This is a genomic window from Maricaulis sp. (assembly GCF_030149515.1).
Lineage (GTDB): Bacteria > Pseudomonadota > Alphaproteobacteria > Caulobacterales > Maricaulaceae > Maricaulis.
Genome location: NZ_JASBRI010000028.1, coordinates 26,167 through 47,825, shown reverse-complemented (window position 1 = coordinate 47,825; position 21,659 = coordinate 26,167). Strand labels below are relative to the sequence as shown.

The 21,659-nt window shown below is 65.2% G+C and carries 24 protein-coding genes and 2 tRNA genes; 10 read left to right on the top strand and 16 right to left on the bottom strand.

Annotated features, from left to right (window positions below; all coding sequences use genetic code 11):
* Positions 1–44: 44 nt before the first annotated feature.
* Positions 45–1,103 carry a tRNA 2-selenouridine(34) synthase MnmH gene (gene mnmH, locus Q1U94_RS12940; protein WP_300545384.1) on the top strand — a complete coding sequence of 353 codons (1,059 nt, stop codon included), beginning with the start codon at positions 45–47 and terminating at the stop codon, positions 1,101–1,103.
* Here mnmH and Q1U94_RS12935 read toward each other — a convergent pair.
* The 3 genes from Q1U94_RS12935 to Q1U94_RS12925 are packed head-to-tail and all read right to left on the bottom strand — an operon-like array spanning position 1,100 to position 4,405.
* Positions 1,100–2,062, bottom strand: coding sequence for an alpha/beta hydrolase (locus Q1U94_RS12935; protein WP_300545382.1), 963 nt, complete (start codon positions 2,060–2,062; stop codon positions 1,100–1,102). The genes mnmH and Q1U94_RS12935 overlap by 4 nt on opposite strands.
* A gap of 13 nt (positions 2,063–2,075) precedes the next feature.
* Positions 2,076–2,906 carry an SDR family oxidoreductase gene (locus Q1U94_RS12930; protein WP_300545381.1) on the bottom strand — a complete coding sequence of 277 codons (831 nt, stop codon included), beginning with the start codon at positions 2,904–2,906 and terminating at the stop codon, positions 2,076–2,078.
* Positions 2,903–4,405: an NAD(P)/FAD-dependent oxidoreductase gene (locus Q1U94_RS12925; protein WP_300545380.1), complete on the bottom strand. Its 1,503-nt coding sequence runs from the start codon at positions 4,403–4,405 to the stop codon at positions 2,903–2,905. The genes Q1U94_RS12930 and Q1U94_RS12925 overlap by 4 nt, the downstream gene beginning before the upstream one ends.
* 187 nt (positions 4,406–4,592) lie before the next feature.
* On the opposite strand from Q1U94_RS12925, the gene Q1U94_RS12920 reads away from it, so the two are divergent.
* Positions 4,593–5,693 carry an NADH:flavin oxidoreductase gene (locus tag Q1U94_RS12920; RefSeq protein WP_300545378.1) on the top strand — a complete coding sequence of 367 codons (1,101 nt, stop codon included), beginning with the start codon at positions 4,593–4,595 and terminating at the stop codon, positions 5,691–5,693.
* A gap of 37 nt (positions 5,694–5,730) precedes the next feature.
* Here the strand turns inward: Q1U94_RS12920 and Q1U94_RS12915 are convergent, their stop codons facing one another.
* The gene (locus Q1U94_RS12915) at positions 5,731–7,392 is read right to left on the bottom strand and encodes an acyl-CoA dehydrogenase family protein (protein ID WP_300545375.1); all 1,662 of its coding nucleotides are present in this window, start codon (positions 7,390–7,392) and stop codon (positions 5,731–5,733) included.
* Between the two features lie 163 nt (positions 7,393–7,555).
* Here Q1U94_RS12915 and Q1U94_RS12910 point away from each other — a divergent pair.
* Positions 7,556–7,631: transfer RNA gene (locus tag Q1U94_RS12910), tRNA-Phe, on the top strand.
* Between the two features lie 203 nt (positions 7,632–7,834).
* On the top strand, positions 7,835–8,620 hold the full coding sequence (locus Q1U94_RS12905; RefSeq protein ID WP_300545373.1) for a putative capsular polysaccharide synthesis family protein: 786 nt from the start codon (positions 7,835–7,837) through the stop codon (positions 8,618–8,620).
* A 193-nt stretch (positions 8,621–8,813) separates the two neighbouring features.
* Here the strand turns inward: Q1U94_RS12905 and yacG are convergent, their stop codons facing one another.
* The 9 genes from yacG to Q1U94_RS12860 form a co-directional block, all read right to left on the bottom strand.
* On the bottom strand, positions 8,814–8,981 hold the full coding sequence (yacG, locus tag Q1U94_RS12900) for a DNA gyrase inhibitor YacG (RefSeq protein ID WP_300545369.1): 168 nt from the start codon (positions 8,979–8,981) through the stop codon (positions 8,814–8,816).
* A 24-nt stretch (positions 8,982–9,005) separates the two neighbouring features.
* Positions 9,006–10,079: a ribonuclease E/G gene (locus Q1U94_RS12895; RefSeq protein ID WP_300545367.1), complete on the bottom strand. Its 1,074-nt coding sequence runs from the start codon at positions 10,077–10,079 to the stop codon at positions 9,006–9,008.
* 3 nt (positions 10,080–10,082) lie between these two features.
* Positions 10,083–10,700, bottom strand: coding sequence for a Maf family nucleotide pyrophosphatase (locus Q1U94_RS12890; RefSeq protein ID WP_300545364.1), 618 nt, complete (start codon positions 10,698–10,700; stop codon positions 10,083–10,085).
* 24 nt (positions 10,701–10,724) lie between these two features.
* Positions 10,725–10,943, bottom strand: a complete 219-nt coding sequence (gene infA, locus Q1U94_RS12885; RefSeq protein ID WP_019961978.1) for a translation initiation factor IF-1 — start codon at positions 10,941–10,943, stop codon at positions 10,725–10,727.
* Between the two features lie 120 nt (positions 10,944–11,063).
* Positions 11,064–11,498, bottom strand: a complete 435-nt coding sequence (locus Q1U94_RS12880; protein ID WP_300545361.1) for a low molecular weight phosphatase family protein — start codon at positions 11,496–11,498, stop codon at positions 11,064–11,066.
* Positions 11,495–11,977, bottom strand: a complete 483-nt coding sequence (locus tag Q1U94_RS12875) for a UPF0262 family protein (protein WP_300545359.1) — start codon at positions 11,975–11,977, stop codon at positions 11,495–11,497. The genes Q1U94_RS12880 and Q1U94_RS12875 overlap by 4 nt, the downstream gene beginning before the upstream one ends.
* A complete protein-coding gene (locus tag Q1U94_RS12870) occupies positions 11,974–12,432 on the bottom strand; it encodes a DUF2948 family protein (protein WP_300545357.1) in 459 nt (152 codons plus the stop codon). The genes Q1U94_RS12875 and Q1U94_RS12870 overlap by 4 nt, the downstream gene beginning before the upstream one ends.
* 16 nt (positions 12,433–12,448) lie before the next feature.
* Entirely contained in the window at positions 12,449–13,714 is a 1,266-nt protein-coding gene (gene murA, locus Q1U94_RS12865) for a UDP-N-acetylglucosamine 1-carboxyvinyltransferase (RefSeq protein WP_300545354.1), read from the bottom strand.
* Positions 13,715–13,781: 67 nt separating this feature from the next.
* Positions 13,782–13,991: a hypothetical protein gene (locus Q1U94_RS12860; RefSeq protein ID WP_300545351.1), complete on the bottom strand. Its 210-nt coding sequence runs from the start codon at positions 13,989–13,991 to the stop codon at positions 13,782–13,784.
* 106 nt (positions 13,992–14,097) lie between these two features.
* Between Q1U94_RS12860 and Q1U94_RS12855 the strand changes: the two genes are divergently transcribed.
* The 3 genes from Q1U94_RS12855 to pip all read left to right on the top strand — a co-directional run bounded on the left by Q1U94_RS12855 (position 14,098) and on the right by pip (position 15,774).
* Positions 14,098–14,172 (top strand) — tRNA-Thr (locus Q1U94_RS12855).
* A gap of 85 nt (positions 14,173–14,257) precedes the next feature.
* Positions 14,258–14,713: a hypothetical protein gene (locus tag Q1U94_RS12850; protein ID WP_300545349.1), complete on the top strand. Its 456-nt coding sequence runs from the start codon at positions 14,258–14,260 to the stop codon at positions 14,711–14,713.
* 41 nt (positions 14,714–14,754) lie between these two features.
* The gene (pip, locus tag Q1U94_RS12845) at positions 14,755–15,774 is read left to right on the top strand and encodes a prolyl aminopeptidase (RefSeq protein WP_300545347.1); all 1,020 of its coding nucleotides are present in this window, start codon (positions 14,755–14,757) and stop codon (positions 15,772–15,774) included.
* Here pip and Q1U94_RS12840 read toward each other — a convergent pair.
* Positions 15,771–16,502 (bottom strand): DUF2793 domain-containing protein, encoded by a 732-nt coding sequence (locus Q1U94_RS12840; protein ID WP_300545345.1) that lies wholly within the window; start codon positions 16,500–16,502, stop codon positions 15,771–15,773. The two genes, pip and Q1U94_RS12840, sit on opposite strands and share 4 nt — an antisense overlap.
* A gap of 157 nt (positions 16,503–16,659) precedes the next feature.
* Here Q1U94_RS12840 and Q1U94_RS12835 point away from each other — a divergent pair, with 157 nt between their 5' ends.
* The 3 genes from Q1U94_RS12835 to Q1U94_RS12825 all read left to right on the top strand — a co-directional run bounded on the left by Q1U94_RS12835 (position 16,660) and on the right by Q1U94_RS12825 (position 20,771).
* Positions 16,660–18,093 carry a methylmalonyl-CoA mutase family protein gene (locus Q1U94_RS12835; protein WP_300545343.1) on the top strand — a complete coding sequence of 478 codons (1,434 nt, stop codon included), beginning with the start codon at positions 16,660–16,662 and terminating at the stop codon, positions 18,091–18,093.
* Positions 18,090–20,234 carry a methylmalonyl-CoA mutase gene (scpA, locus tag Q1U94_RS12830; RefSeq protein WP_300545340.1) on the top strand — a complete coding sequence of 715 codons (2,145 nt, stop codon included), beginning with the start codon at positions 18,090–18,092 and terminating at the stop codon, positions 20,232–20,234. Before Q1U94_RS12835 ends, scpA begins: the two co-directional genes overlap by 4 nt.
* A 63-nt stretch (positions 20,235–20,297) precedes the next feature.
* Positions 20,298–20,771, top strand: a complete 474-nt coding sequence (locus tag Q1U94_RS12825; protein WP_300545337.1) for a hypothetical protein — start codon at positions 20,298–20,300, stop codon at positions 20,769–20,771.
* Here Q1U94_RS12825 and Q1U94_RS12820 read toward each other — a convergent pair.
* Complete coding sequence (locus tag Q1U94_RS12820; protein ID WP_300545335.1) at positions 20,768–21,130, bottom strand: MmcQ/YjbR family DNA-binding protein; 363 nt, start codon at positions 21,128–21,130, stop codon at positions 20,768–20,770. The two genes, Q1U94_RS12825 and Q1U94_RS12820, sit on opposite strands and share 4 nt — an antisense overlap.
* 16 nt (positions 21,131–21,146) lie before the next feature.
* Positions 21,147–21,656: a hypothetical protein gene (locus tag Q1U94_RS12815; protein ID WP_300545333.1), complete on the bottom strand. Its 510-nt coding sequence runs from the start codon at positions 21,654–21,656 to the stop codon at positions 21,147–21,149.
* Between the last annotated feature and the right edge of the window lie 3 nt (positions 21,657–21,659).

Sequence of the window (21,659 nt, the reverse complement as noted above, 5' to 3'; positions counted from 1 at the left end):
CTCCGTTTTCGCTAAGCTGCCGGCGGATCAGGAGACCGGCCCCCATGCCACACCTTGTCTACACAGATGACCTATCCGCGGCCGGATTGGAACGTTTCGATGCCGTCATCGATGTGCGTTCGCCGTCGGAATTTGCGGAAGACCATCTGCCCGGCGCCATCAACCTGCCGGTTCTCGACGATGAGGAACGCGCCCGCATCGGCACCCATTACACGCAGGTCTCCGTTTTCGAGGCGCGGCGCATGGGGGCCGCTCTGGTTTCGCGCAATATTGCCCGCCACCTCGAGACGGCGCTGGCGGACCGGCCCAAGGTGTTCAAGCCGCTGATCTATTGCTGGCGCGGCGGTATGCGCTCGGAATCCATGGGGCTGGTTCTGACCTCGGTGGGCTGGAAGGTGAGCCTTGTCGCGGGCGGATACCGCACCTGGCGGCAGCAGGTAGTCGCCGCGCTGGAGGACGACGCGCCCCTGCCCGTCGTGTTGATCGACGGGCAGACGGGCACGGCCAAGACCGCCATTCTCAAGGCCCTCGCGGCGCAGGGCGAGCAGGTGATCGATCTGGAAGGGCTGGCCCGTCATCGCGGTTCGATCTTCGGAGATTTTGCGCATACGCCCCAGCCCAGCCAGAAGGCGTTCGACACAGCCCTGCACACCGCTCTGCGCGATCTTGATCCGAAAAGGCCTGTCTTCGTCGAGGCGGAATCGAAACAGGTTGGCCAACGGCGCGTGCCGCCGCGCCTCTGGCAGGCCATGCAGGCCGCACCGCGTATCGTGGTGAACGTGCCGGTGTCCGAACGCGCCCGCTATCTGGTCACGGCCTATCCCGACCTCATGGGCGACACGGAAAAGCTGGACGCTGCACTGGACGGGCTAAAACCGTTCCATGCGAAAGCCGATATCGCGGCCTGGCATGACCTGGCGGCACAGGGCGACTGGCACGGCCTCGCACAGGCGCTGATTACGGCACACTACGACCCGGCCTACAACCGGGCCCGCAAACGCCATCGCCACGGCCGGCGCGATGCCAAGGTCGCGGTGGGGCGGCTGGATGCGGCCGGTATCGAGACTGCCGCCCGGCAGATCCGCTCTCTCGGCCTTCGCTAGCCGACCCTCGCCGCCATGCGTTCGACAAAGGCGCAGACCCGTTCCGGCTCGACGACAATCGGCATGTGCCCGCGAGCCTCCACCGTTTCGACATCCGCGTCCGGCAGGGCGGCACGCAGAGCCTCGATCTGCTCGGGCGCGGACAGGATGCGATCCTTCATGCCGTACAAGAGACCCACGGGCACACTGATCTCGGCGAGGCGCGCCGAGATCGACGCCATGTCCTTTTCCACCGCATTAAGATCGGTGGCCGCCGCATAAAAGGCACGCGGCCGCAGGGAGAGAAGCCCGCCGCCGCGGGTGCGAAAATCCTCCGGCGCGGCATCCGGACCGAAGATAATCGCCAGGGTTTTCTCGCCATTGCGGATCGACATCGGGATGGCCAGCGTGTGGGCAATGACCCGCCGGATGGCCGGGTTGGCGATATCGATGCCGGCAAACGCGTCCGACGCGGCCTTGGGCGGTTTGACCAGCGCCGAAACCAGGGCCAGTCCGCCAACACGTTCGGGATGGTTGAGCGCCAGAGCCAGCGACACGGCCCCGCCCAGCGAATGGCCCACCAGGAGCGGCTTCTCGATCCCCTCCTTTTCCAGCAGCGCCGCGATCATCGCCGCCTGGTTCGGAATGCGCGCCTGCTCGTCACCGTCGCGCTCGGACCAGCCGCAACCCGGCCGGTCGATGGCGATGGCGCGATAGCCCGCAGCTGCGAGCCTGTCGAGCATGCCATAGGTGAAATTGTGAAGATTGCCCGCCAGCCCGTGGATCATCACCACCGCCGGCCCCTCACCCTTCTCTGTCCAGTGCAGGCGCCCGCCAGGCACCTCGGTGAACCGCCCTGCCGGCGGGATCGCCGCAGCCGCCTTGCCGGCCACCACGGCCGAAAAGCGCCAGGCGGCCAGAACCGTGACGGCCGCCACCACAGTCACGATCGCCACAATCCAGACAAGTATGGACAACATCACAACGCCCCCGTCAGTCGGTCTTGGGTGCCAGAAAGCGCTGGACCGCGCCCCAATAGGTCACCGGAAAAAGCCGTTCGAGAATGGCCAGCGTGTGGGCGTCGCGCCCGACCAGGATGCGCGCCCTGCGCCTTTCCACGCCTCGCAGGATGATCTCCGCCGCCTCAGGCGGCGGCATGACCAGCGACCGCCGGGCCCGGTCTTTCCCGTCCGCTATCTCCGCCTCGCTGGCGTCGGCGGGCATGCGGGCACGGTCCGCTATGTTGGTGGCAATGCCGCCGGGATGCACGGTCGTCACGCCGATGGGCGTGCCGTGAAGCTCGTGCCGCAGGGCGCTGGAAAAGCCGCGCACGGCGAATTTGGCACTGGAATAGGCCGTCTGCCCTGCCGGGGCGATGATGCCGAAAATGCTGGAAATATTGACGATCTGCGCCTCGCCCGAGCGTTTCATCACGGGCAGGAAGGCACGCGTCATACGCACCACGCCCTGGAAATTGATCCCCATCAGCCAGTCGAAATCGGCCTCGCTGGTTCGTTCGAACGTGCCGCCAACGGCCACGCCGGCATTGTTGAACAGGAGATGGACTTCGTCATGCTTTGCCGCGACCGTCCGGGCGAAAGCCTTGACCGCCTGTGCATCACCCACATCGAAAGCATGGGTTTCCGCTGTCATGCCCGGCCGGCGCACGCGTTCGGCCACCAGTGCCAGCCCGTTCGCTTCGATATCGGTCAGAATGAGGTTGCAGCCGCGTCCGGCCAGGCCCTCGGCCAGTGCCGCGCCGATCCCGCTGGCTGCACCGGTGACGATCGCCGTGCGGCCTTCGAACTCAAAACGATCGCTCATTCCGCCGCGTCCCGGTCAAGCGCTGTATGCGTAAGGCGCGGAGCATACTCGCCGGCCCGGGCGAAGCGCATATGCCCGTCCTCCAGGCGTCCATAACGGATCGACAGCATGTCCTGGACATAATTCTGATAGGTGCGCCACGGTGCCTTGGCGCCCTGCTGCGGCAGGTAAGCGAGGGCCCGCCGGACATAGCCGGAGGAAAAATCCAGCAGCGGCGCCGGTTCCAGATCGTCCGGCGGGATGGGCACGGCGATATCCGTACCGGTTCTGCCCATGTGATTCAGCATGCGACAGACGCGTTCGAAGGTGAGATCGACCTTCAGCGTCCAGGACGCATTCGTATAGCCGAAGGCCAGGGCCAGATTAGGCATGTTGCCCAGCATCATACCCCGATAGGTGAAGAGGTCGTGTGCAGCGACGGGAGTGCCGTCGAGGCGAAGCTGCGCGCCCCCCGCCAGCTGCATCTCCAGCCCGGTTGCCGGAATGATGATGTCCGCGTCGATCTCCTCGCCGGACGTCAGCCGGATACCGGTCGCGGTGAAACGGTCGATATGGTCGGTGGTGATGGACGCCTTGCCGGATTTCAGCGCCCGGAAAAAATCCCCGTCAGGGGCCAGGCAGAAGCGCTGGTCCCAGGGATTATAGCTCGGCGTGAAGTGTTTCTCGACGTCGAACTCGTCCCCCAGTTCATCCCTGACCAGCTTGATCACCTGGCGTTTCACGAATGCCGGCCAGCGCCGCGAGAGCTGGAAGAAATAGATCGCAAGCGCGACGTTCTTCGCCCGCGCCAGGGCGTAGGCCATCTTCTCCGGCAGAAGTTTGCGCAGGGTATCCGCGATCGCATCGCGCGAGGGCCGTGCCGCGATATAGGTGGGCGAGCGCTGCAGCATCGTCACATGCGCCGCGGTCTCTGCCATCGCCGGCACCAGGGTTACCGCCGTTGCGCCCGAACCGATGATAACGACCTTCTTGCCGGCATAGGCGGCATCCTCGGGCCAGAGCTGGGGGTGCAGGATTGCACCCTCGAAATCGTCCATGCCCGCAAAGTCGGGCAGATAGCCGTGGTCGTAGCGATAATATCCCGAGCAAAGGAGCAGGAAGCGGCAGGTGAATTCCACCCGCTCGCCCTCATGTTCGACAATGACGCGCCAGCGCGCGGCAGCACTGTCCCAATTGGCGTCGACGACGCTATGCCCGTAGCGGATATGCTTGTCGATACCGTTGTCCCGGGCCGTGGTCTCGACATAGTTCCGGATCGCAGGCCCGTCGGCGAACACCTTTCCGCCTGTCCACGGCCGGAAATTATAGCCGAACGTGTACATGTCGCTGTCCGAGCGGATTCCGGGATAGCGGAACAAGTCCCAGGTGCCGCCCATGGCCGCGCGCGCTTCCAGGATGGTGTAACTCCGGGCGGGACAACGCTTTTGCAGGTGATAGCCCGCACCAATTCCGGACAGGCCCGCGCCGACGATCACCACGTCAAATTCGCGCTCGCTCATCATCACTCCCGAACCCGGTCTTCTGCACACAAAAGTGAACACTGTTCTTGTCGTCTGGCAAGCGCGCCATGCCGCCATTTCGAACCGCGCGCGACGATTCCGAATATTCGAAATTCAGAAGCGGCACTGGAAAAGCGCGGCAAAATCCTTAACTGATCGCGCCGACGGTTTGGTCGAGGAGAAAAGAATGACCGATATGAAAGCCCTGTTTGCACCCTTCTCCCTGGGCTCTCTGGAATTGAACAACCGCATCGTCATGGCCCCCATGACGCGCTCGAAGAGCCCCGGCGGCATTCCGGGCGAACCCGTAGTGGAGTATTATCGCCGCCGCGCGGCCAATGCGGTGGGCCTGATCATCACCGAGGGCACGACGGTCGACCGCCCCGGAGCCAGCTTCGACCCGGCCATACCCAATTTTCATAACCCGGAATCGCTCGATGGCTGGCGCAAGGTCGTCGGGGCCGTCCACGCCGCCGGCGGCAAGATCGCGCCCCAGCTCTGGCATGTCGGCCTGGCCCGGCGCCCCGGCACCGGCCCGAACCCGGAGGCCCCCTCCGACAGCCCCTCCGGCATTCTGCCCAACGGCAAACAGGTCGGCGAACCGATGAGCGCGGAAGACATCGCCGACACGATCGCCGCCTTCGCCAGGTCGGCGAAAGCGGCGGCCGCGATCGGTTTCGACGCCATCGAACTGCACGGCGCCCACGGCTATCTCCTGGACCAGTTCTTCTGGGACGGCATGAACCGGCGCGACGACCGGTTCGGCGGCGGCCTTGAAGCCCGCACCACGATCGTCCAGGAAATCGTCAAGGCGGTGCGAGCCGAAATTCCTGCCGGCCTGCCGCTCATCCTGCGTTTTTCGCAATGGAAACAACAGGATTACAGCGCCCGGCTCGCCGGGACGCCGGACGAGCTGGAGCGTTTCCTGGCCCCGCTCTCGGATGCCGGCGTCGATATCTTCCATGCATCCACCCGCCGCTTCTGGATTCCCGAATTCGAAGGATCGGACCTCAACCTGGCCGGCTGGACGAAAAAGCTCTCTGGCAAACCCGCCATCACTGTCGGCTCGGTGGGCCTCAATTCCGACTTCCTGGGCTCCTTCATGGGCGAAGGTTCGGAAAAATCCTCGCTCGACGGCCTGATTGAACGCCTGGAAGCCGACGAGTTCGACCTGGTTGCCGTCGGCCGGGCCCTGATCAACGACCCGGAATGGGCCGCCAAGGTGCGCGACGGGCGGTTCGACGAACTCAGCGATTTCAATGCGGAAAAGCTGAAGGAATTGGTCTAGCGCAACCGCGGGAGGGCCGCGGCCCTCCCCGCTTCCGCTACTGGACCGGGCTCGCCCGTTCGATGATCGCAGCCACATCGATCGCGGCGGTCAGCGCGCCATAGGCCAGCGAGCGATGATCGGGATCCATCCGCACCGCGCAGAACCCGTCAAAGACATAATCCGGCGACGCGTGGTGCAAGGCCGCCGCTTCGAGCGCCAGCGCCATATCCTCGGCAAAGGCCCGGGCCGTCGCCTCGTTCAGCGTGCTGGGCTTGAACCAGTCCTCCAGCCGGGCAAGATGCGCATCGTAAAACCGGTTGACCCCGTGCGCCCTCATCAGTTCGGCCCGCACGGCCTCCAATGTCTCCGGCTCGCGCGAAAGCGCGCGCAGCACATCCAGGGCGATGACATTCCCCGAGCCTTCCCAGATCGCGTTGAGCGGCGACTGGCGGAACAGGCGCGGCATCGGCCCCTCTTCCACAAACCCCGCCCCGCCATGGCATTCCAGCGCCTCATGGACGAGGCCGGGCTGGCGCTTGCACACCCAGTATTTCGCAATCGGCGTAGCCAGGCGCGAGAACGCCGCCTCGCCTTCGCTCGTGACGGCATGATCGAAGGCCCGCGCCAGGCGCAGCCCCAGCGCTGTCGCCGCCTCGCTTTCCAGCGCCAGGTCCGCCAGGACGGACCGCATCGCCGGCTGGTCGATCAGCGTCCTCTGGAAGGCCGTGCGATGGGATGTGTGCCACATCGCCTGGGCCAGGGCCGCCCTCATGCCGCCGGCCGATCCAAGAATGCAGTCAAGCCGTGTGTGCTGGACCATGCCGATAATGGTGCGGATACCCCGCCCTTCCTCACCGACCCGCCGCGCCCACGCGCCATGATATTCGATCTCGGAGGAGGCATTGGACTTGTCGCCCATCTTGTCCTTCAGCCGCATGATATGCATCTGATTGCGCGTGCGGTCGGGGCGCCAGCGCGGCACCAGAAAACAGGTCAGCCCGCCTTCGGCCTGCGCCAGGGTCAGGAAGGCATCGCTCATCGGCGCCGAGCAGAACCATTTGTGCCCGGTCAGCTCATAGGCACCATCTTCGCCCAGCGGCACGGCCCGCGTCGTATTGGCACGCACATCCGATCCACCCTGCTTTTCCGTCATCGCCATGCCCACGGTCACGCCGGCCTTTTCATCGGCCGGGATGAAGCGCGGATCGTAGCGGCCCACCGCAATGCGCGGCTCCCATTCCCCGGCCACGGCCGGTTCGGCCCGCAAGGCGGCCACGGCGGCATAGGTCATCGACATCGGACAGACCACGCCGGCATCGGCCTGGGTCATGAGGAACAGCATGGCCGAATGCAGAACATGTCCCGCCTTCCCCTCGCTCCAGGCGCAGGATGACAGGCCGGCATCGAGCCCCAGCCGCATCAGTTCGTGATAGGCCGGATGGAATTCCACTTCGTCGAGCCGGTGGCCGTACCGGTCGAAGGCCCTGAGCCTGGGCGGTGTCTCATGGGCCCGCCGGCTCCAGTCCGCCGTCTGTCCCGACCCGCAGCGCGCGCCCATCGCCGACAGCCGGCCGGCATGCATGTCCCCGCCCGCCGCGACCAGCGCCGACTGCAGCGCCCGGTCGCTCTTGAAAAGATCGATATCTTCGAACGGGGGCGGCTGATTGGTGACGGAATGCGTGGCGAGTTCGGTATGGGGTCTGTAAGGGGCGGTCATCGCGCGGCCTCGTGTCTCTGTGCCCGCATCAGGTTGCCACGAATTCGGGGGCAAGCGGTAGTGCGCACGCCCCGCGCAGATTCCGCTGAAAACCCCCATGGACACGTCCCCCGCCTGCCCCTATAAACCGCGTCCTCGACGACGGCCCGCGCGCCGTTGATCGGCCCGGGTAGCTCAGTTGGTAGAGCAGCGGATTGAAAATCCGCGTGTCGGTGGTTCGAATCCGCCCCCGGGCACCATTTTTCTTCCCGCAATGCCGACACGATAAAAGCGCAAGCCTTGTTCATGCATCTGCAAGTCGCGCGCGTGCCGCCTTGGCCTGGAAAGGCCGCGTATGCTATCTCGCACTAGTTTCAGATAAAAATGCGGAGGGTCGAGCGCCTTCTGGTTTCTGCTTGAAGCAGGAAGGCGCACACACAGTCCGCCCAGACAAGGTGCGTTTATGGCTGTGTCCGACTTGATTCAGGGGCGATCTCCCATCCTATTGTGGACGATGGGCAAGGTGGGATCGTCGAGTATTGCGTATTCCCTGTTTCTACACGGCCTTGACTGTCTCGACATACACACGCTGGACAAGCGCGTAATCGCCGGCGTTCAACGCCAATACCGCGAGCGGGGCATGACAGACACCATGGAGCACCTTCTCCGCTCCGAGGCTGCGGCAGCTTACCTTGCCACAAATCCGGGGCGGATCCGCCTGATCACCGCCGTGCGCGACCCGGTTGCACGAAACATTTCCGCCTTCTTCCAGACGCAACCACTGAAATATCTGACGTCCACGCCAACGCCCGAGTTGATCGCGACCTTTATGCACGAATACCCGCACCATGTGCCGAATCGCTTCTTCGACAGGGAAATTCGCCACCACTTGGGCATCGATCTCCTACGCCAACACTTCGATCATGAGTCAGGTTGGTCGATCTATAACAAGAACAATGTCGAAGCCCTCGTACTCCGTATCGATCATCCGGCACGCCCCACCGTGCCAGCCCTGGAGGCCTTTCTGCAACTACCTGTCAAGCTGCGCACCGAGAATGCGTCAGTTTCCAAAAAGTATAGCGAAACCTACAATCAGGTCGTGAATTCCATCAGGCTGCCGCGAGAATACCTGGAGAACATGTATTCGAGCCGCTATGCGCGCTTCATGATGAGCGATGCAGAGCGCGCCGAGAAGATCGAACGCTGGGCCAACGGCGCCGTCAAGAACTACGGAGCATCGACTGGGTAGACATCGTGTTTCGCAGCCACACCAATAGCATCGGCACCGGCCCTATCGGCTGATCGCAAGCCTTACCGCCTGCGAGTATTTCGCTGGCCTGGTCCGTCAAGCCACGGAAGGCCCCGTGATCGGGAAATAAGCCGGCCTGGTTTAGCCGGGCCCCGGGCACGAGATCGCGGGAAGCAGTAGAGCGATCCTGCCCCTACCGGTCCTCGTCGCCCGGCGGATTCTCTTCGGCCACGTCCGCAGGTTCACCCGGAATGGCGTAGCTGTCGGTCATCCACTTGCCCAGATCCACGTCGGCGCAGCGCTTGGAGCAGAAGGGTTTGAAATCGGGATGGGCCGGCTGGCGGCAGATGGGACATTTCATGGATGTCCTCCTTGCATGTTCCGGTCAGGCGCGGCTCACGCGGGCGGCATCGCGCGCCAGACCGGTGTTTTCGGCAAGATCGAAGCGCGGGCCGATGCGCTCGGTCAGCGCGGCTCGCCACGCGATGCGATCGGCGTCGAGCCAGGCATGCACTTCGGGCGAAACCTCCAGCCGCTGTTTGCGGCTGCGGTCCGAGATGGCTTCGGCCATCAGCCGGCGCAAGGCTATCAGGGCACAGCTTTCCACCGAAAGGGCGCCGGTCCGGTCGGTGAGTATCTCCGCGATGGCGCGGCCGCGGCGCTGGCGGGCCAGTTCGCCGACACAGAATTGCGACAGCGGCGCGATATCCACCTTGGCCCGGTCGCGTTTGAACGCGCCCCGCAGGGCCTGTTCCACGGCTTTGCGATCGGGTTGGCCGCGCATATGGACAAAATCGATGGCAATGATCCCGCCTAGGCCGCGAAGACGCGCCTGACGGGCGGCCTCCTTGGCGGCAGAAACATTGAGCGCAACCGCCAGCTGGGCGGCATTTCCCTGCCCTTTGCGTCCGTCGGCATCGACGTCGACGGTCGTCATTGCACGGGTCGTCTCTATATAGAGCGCCCCCCCGCCCGGGACCGGGGTTTGGGGATCGAGCACTGCGTCAAATTCAGCCTCCAGATCGAAATCGGTCTCGTCGGCCCAGACGGCATCGGCCTCGCCATAGGCCTTCACCAGGCGCTGGGCCAGGATGGAGGCCTGTTCGAGACATTCCGGCGCATCGCCCGGCTCGACTTCGACAAGTGCGAGATTGGGGCCCTTGTCGGCATAGGCTTCGCGCGCGACGCGCACCCCGATCGCCGCCCCCTCGTGCAGGCCTTTCGGCCGGCCGGCCTTGCCGAAGGGCAGAAAACCCTCCTCGCCCACGCCGAGATCGACAAAGGCGGCATTCAGCGCCGGCTCCACCCGGCGCACCCGGCCGCGATAGACCTCGCCCTCGACGGCGCGTTTTCCGGCCTCGCTCCAGCGATCCAGGTGCAGTTCCACGATCCGGCCATTCTCGACCACCGCCGCACGGGTCTCGCCGATATTGTCCTCGACCAGGATCTGCCGGTTCATCGCCTAGTCCTTCTCTCCGATACGTGCCGTGACGGGATATCCCAGACCGGCCAGGAGATTGGCCGTCTCGTTGAGCGGCAGCCCCACCACGCCCGTAAAGGAGCCGATCAGATTGACCACGAACACACCCGCCCGGCCCTGGATACCATATCCGCCAGCCTTGCCGTGCCATTCACCGGACGCGATGTAGGCATCGACTTCGCCTTCCGAGAGGCGTTTGAACTTCACCCGCGTTTCGACCACGCGGGAGGCCATTTCACCATCGGGCGAGCGCACGGCAATTCCGGTGAAAACCCGGTGATTGCGGCCGGACAGAAGGGCCAGACAGTGCCGGGCCTCGGCCGCCCCGAGCGTCTTGGGCAGAATGCGCCGGCCCAGGCCCACCACTGTGTCCGCCGCCAGCACAAAGGCATTCCCCCCCGGATGCGCCGCACACTTCTCCTGCGCCAGGCGCAGGGCCAACGGTCCGGGCAGTTCGCCGGGTATCTCGTGCTCGTCGATATGGGTGGGTTCGACCGCGTCGGGCGTCAGGCCGGCTCCGCGCAACAGGTCGAGACGGCGGGGCGAGGCGCTGGCCAGGATCAGGCGCGGGTGTATGGAGGCCGGGCTGGCAGCCGTCATCGCGTCACCACGCCGGAATGCGGCTTACTTGAAACGATAGGTGATCCGGCCCTTGGTCAGATCGTAGGGCGTCATCTCGACGAGCACCTTGTCGCCGGCGAGAACCCGGATCCGGTTCTTGCGCATCTTGCCCGCAGTATGGGCAATGATCTCGTGATCGTTTTCCAGCTTCACCCGGAAGGTCGCGTTCGGAAGCAGTTCCGTCACCTCGCCGGGGAATTCCAACAACTCTTCTTTCGCCATGCGGCTCCTCAATTCCTTGCCCGCCTCGGGCCTTCATAAGCACGGGAAACACCGACTCGCCGTGCGGCCGGCGCCCCGGAGCGCGCTATATAGTCCCTCTCATGGGTCAAAGTCGAGACGTCAGACGCTTTTTACGCTGGCATCCCACTGCGCGATCCGCGCCGCGATGGCGTCGCGGGTCTCGCGATAGGCCGCCAGTCTCATATCGCGATTGCCACCCGTTTCCGACGGGTCGGGGATCGGCCAGGCCTGGAACTCGGCGCCTGTGCGGGCCGCATAATCCCGTGCCGTACGGTCCGCCGCGGTGGACAGGGAGACCACGAGCTGCGCGGCGGGATCTCCCACGCCATTGAGGGCGATCGGGGAAAAGCCTTCCAGGTCAATGCCTTCTTCCAGCATCACGCACACCATGAACGGATCGACGAAGGCGGCCGGAATGACCCCGCAGGAGCGCGCCGACGCCGATTTCCCGTAACGCTTCTGCCAAAGCGCCGCCCCCATGGGCGAGCGGATCGCATTGCGCCCGCACACGAAGAGGACGGACGGCACGCTCACGATGCGGCCCGACGGTGCAGGGCGCAGATCAGCGTGAACAGGCGCCGCGAGGTGTCGAAATCGACCTCGATCTTGCCGGACAGGCGCTCGCGCAAAAGGGTCGAACCTTCATTGTGGACCCCGCGCCGGCCCATATCGATCGCCTCGATCTGGGCCAGCGGCGCATCCCGCACCGCCTCGTAATAGCTTTCGCAAATCAGGAAATAGTCCTTGATGATGCGCCGCAGCGGCCCCAGCGCGAAGACGAAGGCATGCACAGGCGTGTCATCTTCCTGGCGCACATCGAAGACCAGCCGGTCATCCTCGATTGCCAGGCGCAGGGCGAAGGGGCCGTCGGCCTCGGCCGCCGGACGGAAGCGGTTCGCCTCGAGAAGGTCGGCGATTGCGACCCGCCGCTCGTGATCGGCATTGACATCGCCGGGGCCCATGCTGGCGGCATCGAGATCGATCCGCACGATCCGGTCCGGCGCGTCGCTCATTCGCTCTTGGCCCCTTCGTCAACGTCATTGTCGTGGGCCGGCCGTCCGGCCGCGCGCCAGGGCGCGGTCAGGTCAGCCATCACGACGTCCAGGCATTCCACATCAAGGCGCAGCTCGCCGCCACCCGAAAATACCAGCACCACCGTGCCGGCGGGCTCCTCGCCCGGTTCGAAGCGAATGGCGAGCAGATTGACCACAGCATTGGCCGCGCCCTGACGGATATTCAGGGTGCGCGCCGCCGTGACCCGTCCGATCTGCAGGCCGCAGCGTATACGCCGGTTACGGCGGCCCGACTCCCAACGGAAACGGTTGAAAGCGATGGTGAACGCCTGCTGGCGCTGCGAAAACTCGAAATCGCCCAACAGGGCGACGGCATCCTGGAGCGCGGCCGAGACCGGTTCGAGATCGTCGGCATCCAGAGCGACCAGGCGCAGGGGCGTATCGGTTCGGCTCAAGCTGTTTCAGCTCCCGCTATTCGGACTGACGTTCGATCCTCGCGCCGCAACCCGACAGTTTCGCCTCCAGGCGCTCGAAGCCGCGATCGAGGTGGTAGACCCGGTTGACCACGGTTTCCCCTTCCGCGGCAAGTCCGGCGATAACCAGTGAGACCGAGGCGCGCAGGTCGGTGGCCATGACGGGCGCGCCCTTCAACCGCGCGACCCCGCGCACTATGGCTTCATTGCCATGCACGGTGATATCCGCCCCCAGACGGGCCAGTTCCGGTGCGTGCATGAAACGGTTCTCGAAAATCGTCTCGCGAATGACCGATGTGCCGGCCGCCAGGGTCATCAGGGCCATGAACTGCGCCTGGGCATCTGTGGGAAAACCCGGGAAGGGCTGGGTCTCGATATCGACACTGTCCAGCCGGTCGCCATTGCGCGCCACGCGCACGCCCTCATCAGCCGGTTCGGCGGTCACGCCCGCCTCATGCATTGCCGCCCAGAGCGCCTTGTTATGGGCCCAAACCGCACCGTCCAGAACAGCGTCCCCGCCCGCGGCCGCAACAGCCAGAGCATAGGTCGTCGTCTCGATCCGGTCGCCCACGACACGGTGGGTGATACCCTTGAGACGCTCGCGCCCCTGAATGCGGATCGTGCTCGTACCGGCACCTTCCACGACCGCCCCCATGGCGGTAAGGCAGGCCCCCAGGTCGGCGATTTCAGGTTCGCGTGCGGCATTCTCGATAACAGTCTCGCCGCGCGCCAGGGAGGCCGTCAGCATCGTGTGTTCGGTCGCGCCGACGGAGGCAAACGGCAGGTCGATCTCTGCACCGACCAGACCACCCTTCGGCGCGCGCGCGTCGACATAGCCCTCGGACAGCTCGATCTCGGCCCCCAGCGCTTCAAGCGCCCTGAGATGCAGATCGACCGGCCGCGCGCCTATGGCACACCCGCCCGGCAGAGAGACACGGGCCTGGCCTTCCCGCGCGACCAGCGGGCCGAGGACGTTGAAAGTCGCCCGCATCTTCCGCACCAGATCGTAGGGCGCGAACGTGTCGCCGATCTCGGCCGCATGCAATTGCATCTGCGCGCCGGGGCCCTCCTCCACGCGCACGCCGAGACGGGCCAGCAAATGCCCCATGAAACGCGAATCGGCGAGGCGCGGCATGTTGGTCAGGGTCAGAGGCTCGTCCGTCAGCAGCGCCGCCGCCATGAGTTTGAGCGCCGAATTCTTTGCACCGCTGATCGCGATGCGGCCTTCAAGGCGCGCGCCGCCCTGGATGACGATACGGTCCATGCTTACTCCCCGAACTCGGATGACGTGGCTGCGATGCAGCGCATCGAGCCGTGTGAAGCGGGCGGCATTATGACGGCTTTGCGGGTTTTTCTGAGCCCGTTTGTGCAGCCGCACTGTCATCCGCGCCGGCGGCGGGCGCCGGTTTCTTCGACGCACTCTTGCGGCGGCGAAGATTGGCGCGCAGGGCGTCGGCCAGCCGGTCTTCGCGGGATCCGGGTTCGGGCTTTTGCGCGCGTTTGCGCGGCGCGGGATCGGACGTGCTATCTGTGTCGCTCATGCAATTGGTCCTGCCGAACGCTGCACATCGCGTCAAGACTCTCTTGGCGCGGAGGCCCCCTTGCGTTATACGCCCGGCTCTCTGGTCGCCGACAGGCACACGGTGCGCCGCTATAGCTCAGGGGTAGAGCGTTCCCTTGGTAAGGGAGAGGTCGAGTGTTCAAATCACTCTAGCGGCACCATTATCCACACCGATTTCGCGGCTGGACGCAACTTCCCGACACAACTAGTTTCCGTCGACCATACAGGCAGGGGTTTTCGGGGGATATGATGCGTCTCGACGTGTTTCGGGCTTTGGCCGCGCTGGCCGGTACACTGACCGGTGCGGTGGCGCTAACCGCCTTCGCACCCGAGCTGCGCTCCGCGGGTCTTCTCCCCGCCCCGGCTGACCGCCCCGAACTTGTCTACACCCTGATCAATGTGACCGAAGAACTCGCAGCACGGCGAGCCTGCCCACTCGATCTCGAAGCCGCCAAGGTCCGGGTTGAAACCGGGCTGGGACCCGGCGTTCGACCGGTTTACAGCCCGATCGCGGACGGTCCGGACATCCTGGTCCACGAGATGACGGCACGCCACGAGAATGACATCTGCCGGTGGACGGCGGTCGTCCATCTTGGCGGTAGGCAGAGCGGGCCCCACGCCGACGATCCGGCGGCGAGCCTGTCGAGCCTGGAGCGTGCCAGCCGGCGCGCGCGCCCCCTGGTCGAGACCACAGGCCGCTAACCCGTCTTGGCGCGCTCCGGGACGCAAACTAGATTCGTCCCATGACCCATCTTTTCCCTGAAGTCGAACCGCGTCGCACAGGCACCTTGCCCGTCGGCGACGGCCACATCCTGTCCTACGAGGAGTGCGGCAATGCCGGCGGCCTGCCCCTGCTCTTCCTGCATGGCGGGCCCGGCTCGGGTGCCGCACCGAAATACCGCCGCATGTTCGATCCGGAGCGCTTCAACCTGATCCTGTTCGACCAGCGCGGTTGCGGACGATCGACGCCGCACCTTTCGCTGGAAGCAAACACGACAGAGCACCTGATCGAGGACATCGAGACCCTGCGTTCGCATCTTCAGATCGACCGCTGGATCGTGTTCGGCCCGTCTTGGGGCTCGACACTGGCTCTGGCCTATTCACAGGCCCATCCTGAACGTGTCCGCGGCCTCGTTGTCGAGGGCATTTTCCTGGCCCGGCCATCCGACCTGGCCTGGATGCATGGTCCCGACGGCGCTCGGAACGTATTCCCGGACGCCTGGGCCAACTTCATCGACCCGGTTCCCGAACGTTTGTGGTCTCTACCCGCCGACGTCATGGAATGGTGTTTCGACGAGATGCAGGCAGAAGTGGCCGCAGGCCTGCCCGACCTGAGACGCCTGAACGAGCCCGGCATCACACCGGAAGCGATGCGCCGGTCGACCTTGTACCGGTGGACCGAATACGAAGACCGGCTGTCCTATCTCGACAATCCGGCGGATGCCGTCCTGGGCGGGCTGAAGGCCCGCGGACCGGAATTCGTCGCCGCGCACTCCCTGATCGAAGTGCACTATTTCCGGAATGGGTGCTTTCTGGAGCCAGACCAGCTGCTGCGTGACGCGTACCGGCTCGAAGGCCTGCCAATGCACATCCTGCAATCGCGCTACGACATGGTCTGTCCCGCCAGCGCCGCCTTCCAGCTGGCCGAAGCCTGTCCGCATGCCGGGTTCGACCTGGTCCCGGTCAACGGACACGGCATGACCGACACCACCCAGCCGGTCCTCAACCGCATCATGGACCGCATCGCCACCGAAGCCTTCTAGGCCGCGGGGGCCTGTGGTCTCCAGGCATGGATCGCAAGAGCGACGGATCCACCGGCAAAGTCGCCCCCATTGGCCGTAAGCACAATCGGCGTGTCCGAGTAGAAAGCCGTCGGCCCGACAACACCAAGATTGCTGGCCCCGGCCGAAATGCCCAGCGAACCGCCGAACTTCGAGGCCTCGCCGCTCAGGCCGCAATCGAATGACACTGCGCCCGTGATCGTTTCGGTCGTTGTGACGGAAACGCAGAACACCACGCTGCGCGCCGGTATCGTCACAGACGACGATACGGAGGCTCCAGCCAGGCCAGCGAGTTCTTCCTCGATCAGCACCGCCTCTGTCGCCGCACCACCCGCGCCCGCAGCCAGGACGGTCGAGGTCGCAGCGCTGAGCCAGGCCGCCCGCCCGGCATCGAAAGTGAGGCAACGCCCCTCGTCACGAACGTGGACGCGCCAGCCGGCGGCGGGGCGTATCTCACTCCAATACCCGTCGCGGAACAGGGCCAGGGATTGGTCCATCATGCCCGACCAGTCGGCGCCCGACGCACCGGCCGGCAGGATCCAGCAGCCTCCTTCGGGCGGATCGGCCGGCTGTGCCGAGACGCTGCGGCTCTCGGCGCAGGCCTGCGCGAGGACATCGAGCCGCAACAGAGCTTCATTCACCGTCACATGTTTCTGCGCCTGGGCCGGCATGACCAGGGGAAGGCCGAGATTGGGGCTGGTTTCGCTCATTCGTGTCTCCTTGGGCTGGCGGCAAGTGTGGGCGATCGCGCCGGGGCGGGGATACTCGCGCGCACTGTCCACGCCCGAACGGAGCACTTGACGCACGGGCCGTGCGCGCTTTTTCTCCGCGCCAGAACAAGAACCAGGAAATCGAGGGAATCCACGCATGACCGAGACTATCCGCGAACTGGCTGCAGGATTTCCCCCGGCCTCTCCAGAGAATTGGCGCGCCCTGGCCGAGAAGGCGCTGCGCGGTTCGGACTTCGACGAGACGCTGGGCCGCACCACGGTCGACGGTATCGCTCGCGGCCCGGTCTTTTTCGATCGCCCCGAGGGATCGCATGCGGTCGATGCGGCCCCACGCGACCTTCACCTTCCCTGGGGCATGCGCCAGACCCTCGTCGAACCCGCCCCGGACACCGCCAATGCTGCGGCCCTGGCCGATCTGGTCGGCGGCGTGTCGGAGCTGGAATTGCGCCTGGACCCGACGGGCCAGTTCGGCCTCAAGGCAAACGATGTCGACCAGATGGATGCGACGCTGAAGGGTGTCGATCTCACCCTGGCGCCCATCCATCTCGACAGCCTGGGAAGCCAGGGCCATCACGCCCATGTCTTCCTGACACTGATGGCACGCCGCCGGGTCGACGGTGAACAGGTGCGCGGCGGGCTCGGCATTGCCCCCGTCGAACGCGCTGCGCGCGAAGGCGAGGTGCTGGACGAGCAATGCTTCCCCAAGGCCGTGGAAATCGCCGAACTGGCCCACGCCGCCTTCCCCCTCCTGAAAATCTTCCGGGCCGACGCATCGCTGGCCTTCGAGGCCGGCGGAAGCGAAGTGCAGGAATTGGCCATGATGGCAGCGTCCGCAGCGACCTATATGCGCCTCGCACTCAGGGCCGGCCTGGACGCCGATGAAGCCGCCCAGTCCATCGAGGCACGCCTCGCGGCCGACACCGACATCCACCTGACCATCGCCAAGCTGCGCGCGGCCCGGCGCATCTTCGCGCGCATCGCCGAAAGCTTCGGCGCCACCGAGGAAAAGCGACGGCTCAGCCTGCACGTCGTCACATCGCATCGCATGCTGTCTGCGAAGGATCCCTGGACCAATCTCATTCGCAATGCCTGTGCCGGGTTTGCGGCAGCCGCAGGCGGCGCCGACGCGATCACCGTGCGCCCCCTGACCGACGCGATCGGACGGCCCACCCACTTTGCCCGCCGCGTGGCCCGCAACCTCCATATCCTGCTGGCCGAGGAGAGCCACCTGGGCAAGGTCACCGATCCGGCCGCCGGCAGCTACCTTCACGAAACCCTGTCCGATGCCCTCGCCCGACAGGCCTGGACGCTGTTTCAGCAGATCGAAGGCAAGGGCGGGCTCGCCTCGGCATTGTCCTCGGACTGGTTCCAGTCGGAAATCGCAAAGGCGCGGCGCGCCCATCTCAACCGCTACGAGGCCGGCACCGACCAGATCCTCGGTGTCACCCAGTATGCCGACCCGGATCCGCGCACGGTCGAGACGGCCGACACCTGGCCGGTATACCAGCGTCCCGTGCGCGCCCTTGCGCCCATTCGTTTTGCCGCCCGGTTCGAGGAGGCCGCCCAATGACCCATCACGGCCCCGATTTCACGGCCATCGATCTGGGAGATGCGCAAAGTCCCGGCACGGGTTCGCGCGAGCCCTGGGAAACCGCCGAAGGCATTGCGGTGCAATCCCAGTATCGTTCGGACGATACGCTCGGGATCGACTTTGCGCGGTCGGTCCCGGGCGCCACCCCCTTCGTGCGCGGTCCCTACCCCACGATGTATCTCCAGCGCCCCTGGACAATCCGGCAATATGCCGGGTTCTCCACCGCCGAGGATTCCAACGCCTTCTATCGCCGCAATCTGGCGGCAGGACAGAAGGGGCTTTCGGTTGCTTTCGACCTCGCAACGCACCGGGGCTACGACTCGGATCATCCGCGCGTGTCCGGCGATGTCGGCATGGCCGGCGTGGCGATCGACTCGATCTACGACACCCGCACCCTGTTTGACGGCATTCCGCTGGACGAGATGTCGGTGTCTATGACCATGAACGGTGCCGTCCTGCCCGTGATGGCGCTCTACATCGTTGCCGCCGAAGAACAGGGAGTGAGGCCGGAACAGCTGTCGGGAACGATCCAGAACGACATCCTCAAGGAGTTCATGGTCCGCAACACCTATATCTATCCGCCCCAGCCCTCGATGCGGATCATATCGGACATTTTCGAGTACACCTCGCAGCACATGCCGCGCTTCAACTCGATCTCGATCTCCGGCTATCACATGCAGGAAGCGGGTGCGCCGGCGGATCTGGAACTGGCCTATACGATCGCGGACGGGCTGGAATACATCCGGACAGGCACCGAGGCGGGCCTGGACGTCGACGCCTTCGCACCGCGCCTCTCCTTCTTCTTCGGGATCGGCATGAATACCTTCATGGAGGTTGCCAAGCTGCGCGCAGCGCGCCTCTTGTGGGCCAAGCTGGTGAAGGAGCGCTTCTCGCCGAAATCCGACAAGTCGATCTGCCTGCGCACGCACTGTCAGACCTCGGGCTGGTCGCTGGCCGCCCAGGACGTGTTCAACAATGTGGGCCGGACCGCGCTTGAGGCCATCGCCGCCGTCGACGGACATACGCAATCCCTGCACACGAACTCCCTGGACGAGGCCCTGGCACTGCCGACCGATTTCTCGGCCCGTATCGCCCGCAATACCCAGCTATTGCTGGCTGGAGAAGCGCATCTTTGCGATGCCATCGATCCTTGGGGCGGCAGTCACTACAACGAGCGCCTGACCCATGATCTCGCCGCGAAGGCGCTCGATCACATCGCCGAAGTCGACGAGCTCGGCGGCATGGCCAAGGCCATCGAGGCCGGCATCCCCAAACTGCGCATAGAGGAAGCCGCCGCGCGCACCCAGGCACTCATCGATAGCGGCCGCCAGACCATCACGGGGGTCAACAAATTCCGTCTCGATGAGGAAGAGGATGTGCCGGTCCTGAAGGTGGACAATTACATGGTCCGCAAACAGCAGATCGAGAAGCTGGAACGCCTGCGCGCCGAGCGCGATCCGGCCGCCGTGGAGGCCGCGCTGGACGCCCTGGCCCGCGGTGCGGAGACCGGCGAAGGCAATCTCCTCGCCCTGTCGGTCGATGCGGCCCGCGCCAAGGCGACTGTCGGCGAGATTTCCGGCGCCATGGAGCGGGCCTTTAAACGTCATGTCGCCGAGATCAGGGCGGTGACCGGTATCTATGGCGAGGCCGCAGGCGGCGATGACCGTGTCAAACGTGCCAAGGCCCTGGCGAAAGCGTTCGAGAAGCGCCACGGCGTCAAGCCGAAAATCCTCATCGCCAAGCTCGGACAGGACGGCCATGACCGGGGCCAGAAAGTCGTCGCCTCGGCCTATACCGATCTGGGCTGGGACGTGGTGATCGGCCCGCTCTTCCAGACGCCGGAAGAAGCCGCCGAGCTTGCCGCCGCCGAAAACGTGCACGCCGCAGCAGCCTCCTCTCTTGCGGCCGGGCATCTTACCCTGGTGCCCGAACTGCGCGACGCCCTGCGCGACAAGGGCCGCGAGGACATTCTGGTCATTGTCGGCGGCGTTATCCCCCCCGACGACGAGCCGGTCCTCAGACAGATGGGTGCAGCCGCAGTATTCCCGCCGGGCACTGTCATCGCGGACAGCGCACTTGTCATGCTGGAACGGATGGGGATGGAGGACAGCGCGGCCTGACATTCATCGCGGGGTCAGGCAGTCTGTGGCACGATGTCGCCGACGGTCTTGCGAGGATATGGCATGCGCACACTTTTCCCCCTCATCGCCCTGACATTGGCCGCCTGCGCCAGCGCCCCGACCACTTACGCCCCGGCGGCGGATTCGGGTCGCGGGTATTCAGAGATGCGGATCGAGCAGGATCGCTACCGTGTGCGTTTTTCGGGCGGAAGCGATATCACGTTCGAACAGGCCGAAGACTACGCCCTGCGCCGTGCGGCAGAGATCACGCTGCGCGAGGGTGGCGACTGGTTCGAGGTTGTTTCGCGTCACCGCGAGGGCAATGACCGCAACCCGGTAGGCGTGGGCGGATCGGTCGGCCACACTTGGGGATCGGGTCGTTTCAGGGGCTCCGGCGTCGGTGTGGGGATTCGCATCGACGGCAGGGCGGGCGAAAAGGAAGTTGTGCTGGAAATGCTCGTGCGTTCCGGAGATCGCCCCGACTTGCCCCAGGCCTATGATGCGCGGGCAGTGCTGGACTACACGGCAGAACGCTAATCGATCAGTCCCAGCTCGCGCTGCAGTTTCTTCGACAATCCCTCGCTCACCAGTTTGTGGGAGTGCGCGATATAGGCCTTGAGATCATCGTCGGGGAGACCGGGCTTTTCATAGTCCTGGATCCAGCTCATGCCGCGGGAGGCCAGATAGGGGGCCGGGCGCAGGCCAGGCTGTTCCTTGAGGATTTCGAAGGAGAGCGGCGTGACCTTGAAGGTGATGCCGGGATGGCCGTGCTCGGCCCAGCCGCCGACGGCAAAGACCTTCCCGCCCACTTTCCAGACATCCGCCCCACCCCATTGCACGACGTGCGTCGTCGCCGGCAGGGACGCACAATAGGTGTTGAATTCAGCCTGAGTCATCGCGCGGGCCGCCGCATCACCCGGCCAGATCCTTCGCTTGGGCGACCCAATTGTCGCGCACGATGCGCCCGCGGCCATTGATCCGCTCATCCCAGACCTCGATATCCGTCTCGGTCCATTCGGCGATCTGATTCAGTCTGGTAATCCCGCCTGCCTTGAGGGCAGCTTCGGCCTTGGGGCCCAACCCCTTGATGCGGGTCAGATCGTCCTCGCCGGCCGGTTCCGCGGTGGCTCCGGCCGGTTCGCCGGCCGCTCCGGATTTCGCCGGCTCGACCGGCCCAGGCGTGGTTTCAGCCGCCGCCGGAGCCTCCGGCCCACGCGTGTCAGCGACGGCGGATCTGGTCGATGCCTCACCCAGGCGCCGGGCCAGGGTCTCGTTCTCCCGCCGCAGCCGCGCATTCTCGGCGAGCGCCTTGTCGGCCTCAGCACTGCGCGCATCGCCACTCCAGATCTGGTAGCCGATGAACACGCCGAACCCGATCGCGATCAACAGCAGAACACCCATTTGCCAGATCAGCCAGAACATGCC

What these genes read in the sequence shown, in the direction of transcription:
- mnmH (WP_300545384.1), top strand. Translation starts at nt 45, where the DNA reads ATGCCACACCTTGTCTACACAGATGACCTATCCGCGGCCGGATTGGAA.
- Q1U94_RS12935 (WP_300545382.1), bottom strand. Translation starts at nt 2,062, where the DNA reads ATGTTGTCCATACTTGTCTGGATTGTGGCGATCGTGACTGTGGTGGCG.
- Q1U94_RS12930 (WP_300545381.1), bottom strand. Translation starts at nt 2,906, where the DNA reads ATGAGCGATCGTTTTGAGTTCGAAGGCCGCACGGCGATCGTCACCGGT.
- Q1U94_RS12925 (WP_300545380.1), bottom strand. Translation starts at nt 4,405, where the DNA reads ATGAGCGAGCGCGAATTTGACGTGGTGATCGTCGGCGCGGGCCTGTCC.
- Q1U94_RS12920 (WP_300545378.1), top strand. Translation starts at nt 4,593, where the DNA reads ATGACCGATATGAAAGCCCTGTTTGCACCCTTCTCCCTGGGCTCTCTG.
- Q1U94_RS12915 (WP_300545375.1), bottom strand. Translation starts at nt 7,392, where the DNA reads ATGACCGCCCCTTACAGACCCCATACCGAACTCGCCACGCATTCCGTC.
- Q1U94_RS12905 (WP_300545373.1), top strand. Translation starts at nt 7,835, where the DNA reads ATGGCTGTGTCCGACTTGATTCAGGGGCGATCTCCCATCCTATTGTGG.
- yacG (WP_300545369.1), bottom strand. Translation starts at nt 8,981, where the DNA reads ATGAAATGTCCCATCTGCCGCCAGCCGGCCCATCCCGATTTCAAACCC.
- Q1U94_RS12895 (WP_300545367.1), bottom strand. Translation starts at nt 10,079, where the DNA reads ATGAACCGGCAGATCCTGGTCGAGGACAATATCGGCGAGACCCGTGCG.
- Q1U94_RS12890 (WP_300545364.1), bottom strand. Translation starts at nt 10,700, where the DNA reads ATGACGGCTGCCAGCCCGGCCTCCATACACCCGCGCCTGATCCTGGCC.
- infA (WP_019961978.1), bottom strand. Translation starts at nt 10,943, where the DNA reads ATGGCGAAAGAAGAGTTGTTGGAATTCCCCGGCGAGGTGACGGAACTG.
- Q1U94_RS12875 (WP_300545359.1), bottom strand. Translation starts at nt 11,977, where the DNA reads ATGAGCGACGCGCCGGACCGGATCGTGCGGATCGATCTCGATGCCGCC.
- murA (WP_300545354.1), bottom strand. Translation starts at nt 13,714, where the DNA reads ATGGACCGTATCGTCATCCAGGGCGGCGCGCGCCTTGAAGGCCGCATC.
- Q1U94_RS12860 (WP_300545351.1), bottom strand. Translation starts at nt 13,991, where the DNA reads ATGAGCGACACAGATAGCACGTCCGATCCCGCGCCGCGCAAACGCGCG.
- Q1U94_RS12850 (WP_300545349.1), top strand. Translation starts at nt 14,258, where the DNA reads ATGATGCGTCTCGACGTGTTTCGGGCTTTGGCCGCGCTGGCCGGTACA.
- pip (WP_300545347.1), top strand. Translation starts at nt 14,755, where the DNA reads ATGACCCATCTTTTCCCTGAAGTCGAACCGCGTCGCACAGGCACCTTG.
- Q1U94_RS12840 (WP_300545345.1), bottom strand. Translation starts at nt 16,502, where the DNA reads ATGAGCGAAACCAGCCCCAATCTCGGCCTTCCCCTGGTCATGCCGGCC.
- Q1U94_RS12835 (WP_300545343.1), top strand. Translation starts at nt 16,660, where the DNA reads ATGACCGAGACTATCCGCGAACTGGCTGCAGGATTTCCCCCGGCCTCT.
- scpA (WP_300545340.1), top strand. Translation starts at nt 18,090, where the DNA reads ATGACCCATCACGGCCCCGATTTCACGGCCATCGATCTGGGAGATGCG.
- Q1U94_RS12825 (WP_300545337.1), top strand. Translation starts at nt 20,298, where the DNA reads ATGCGCACACTTTTCCCCCTCATCGCCCTGACATTGGCCGCCTGCGCC.
- Q1U94_RS12820 (WP_300545335.1), bottom strand. Translation starts at nt 21,130, where the DNA reads ATGACTCAGGCTGAATTCAACACCTATTGTGCGTCCCTGCCGGCGACG.
- Q1U94_RS12815 (WP_300545333.1), bottom strand. Translation starts at nt 21,656, where the DNA reads ATGTTCTGGCTGATCTGGCAAATGGGTGTTCTGCTGTTGATCGCGATC.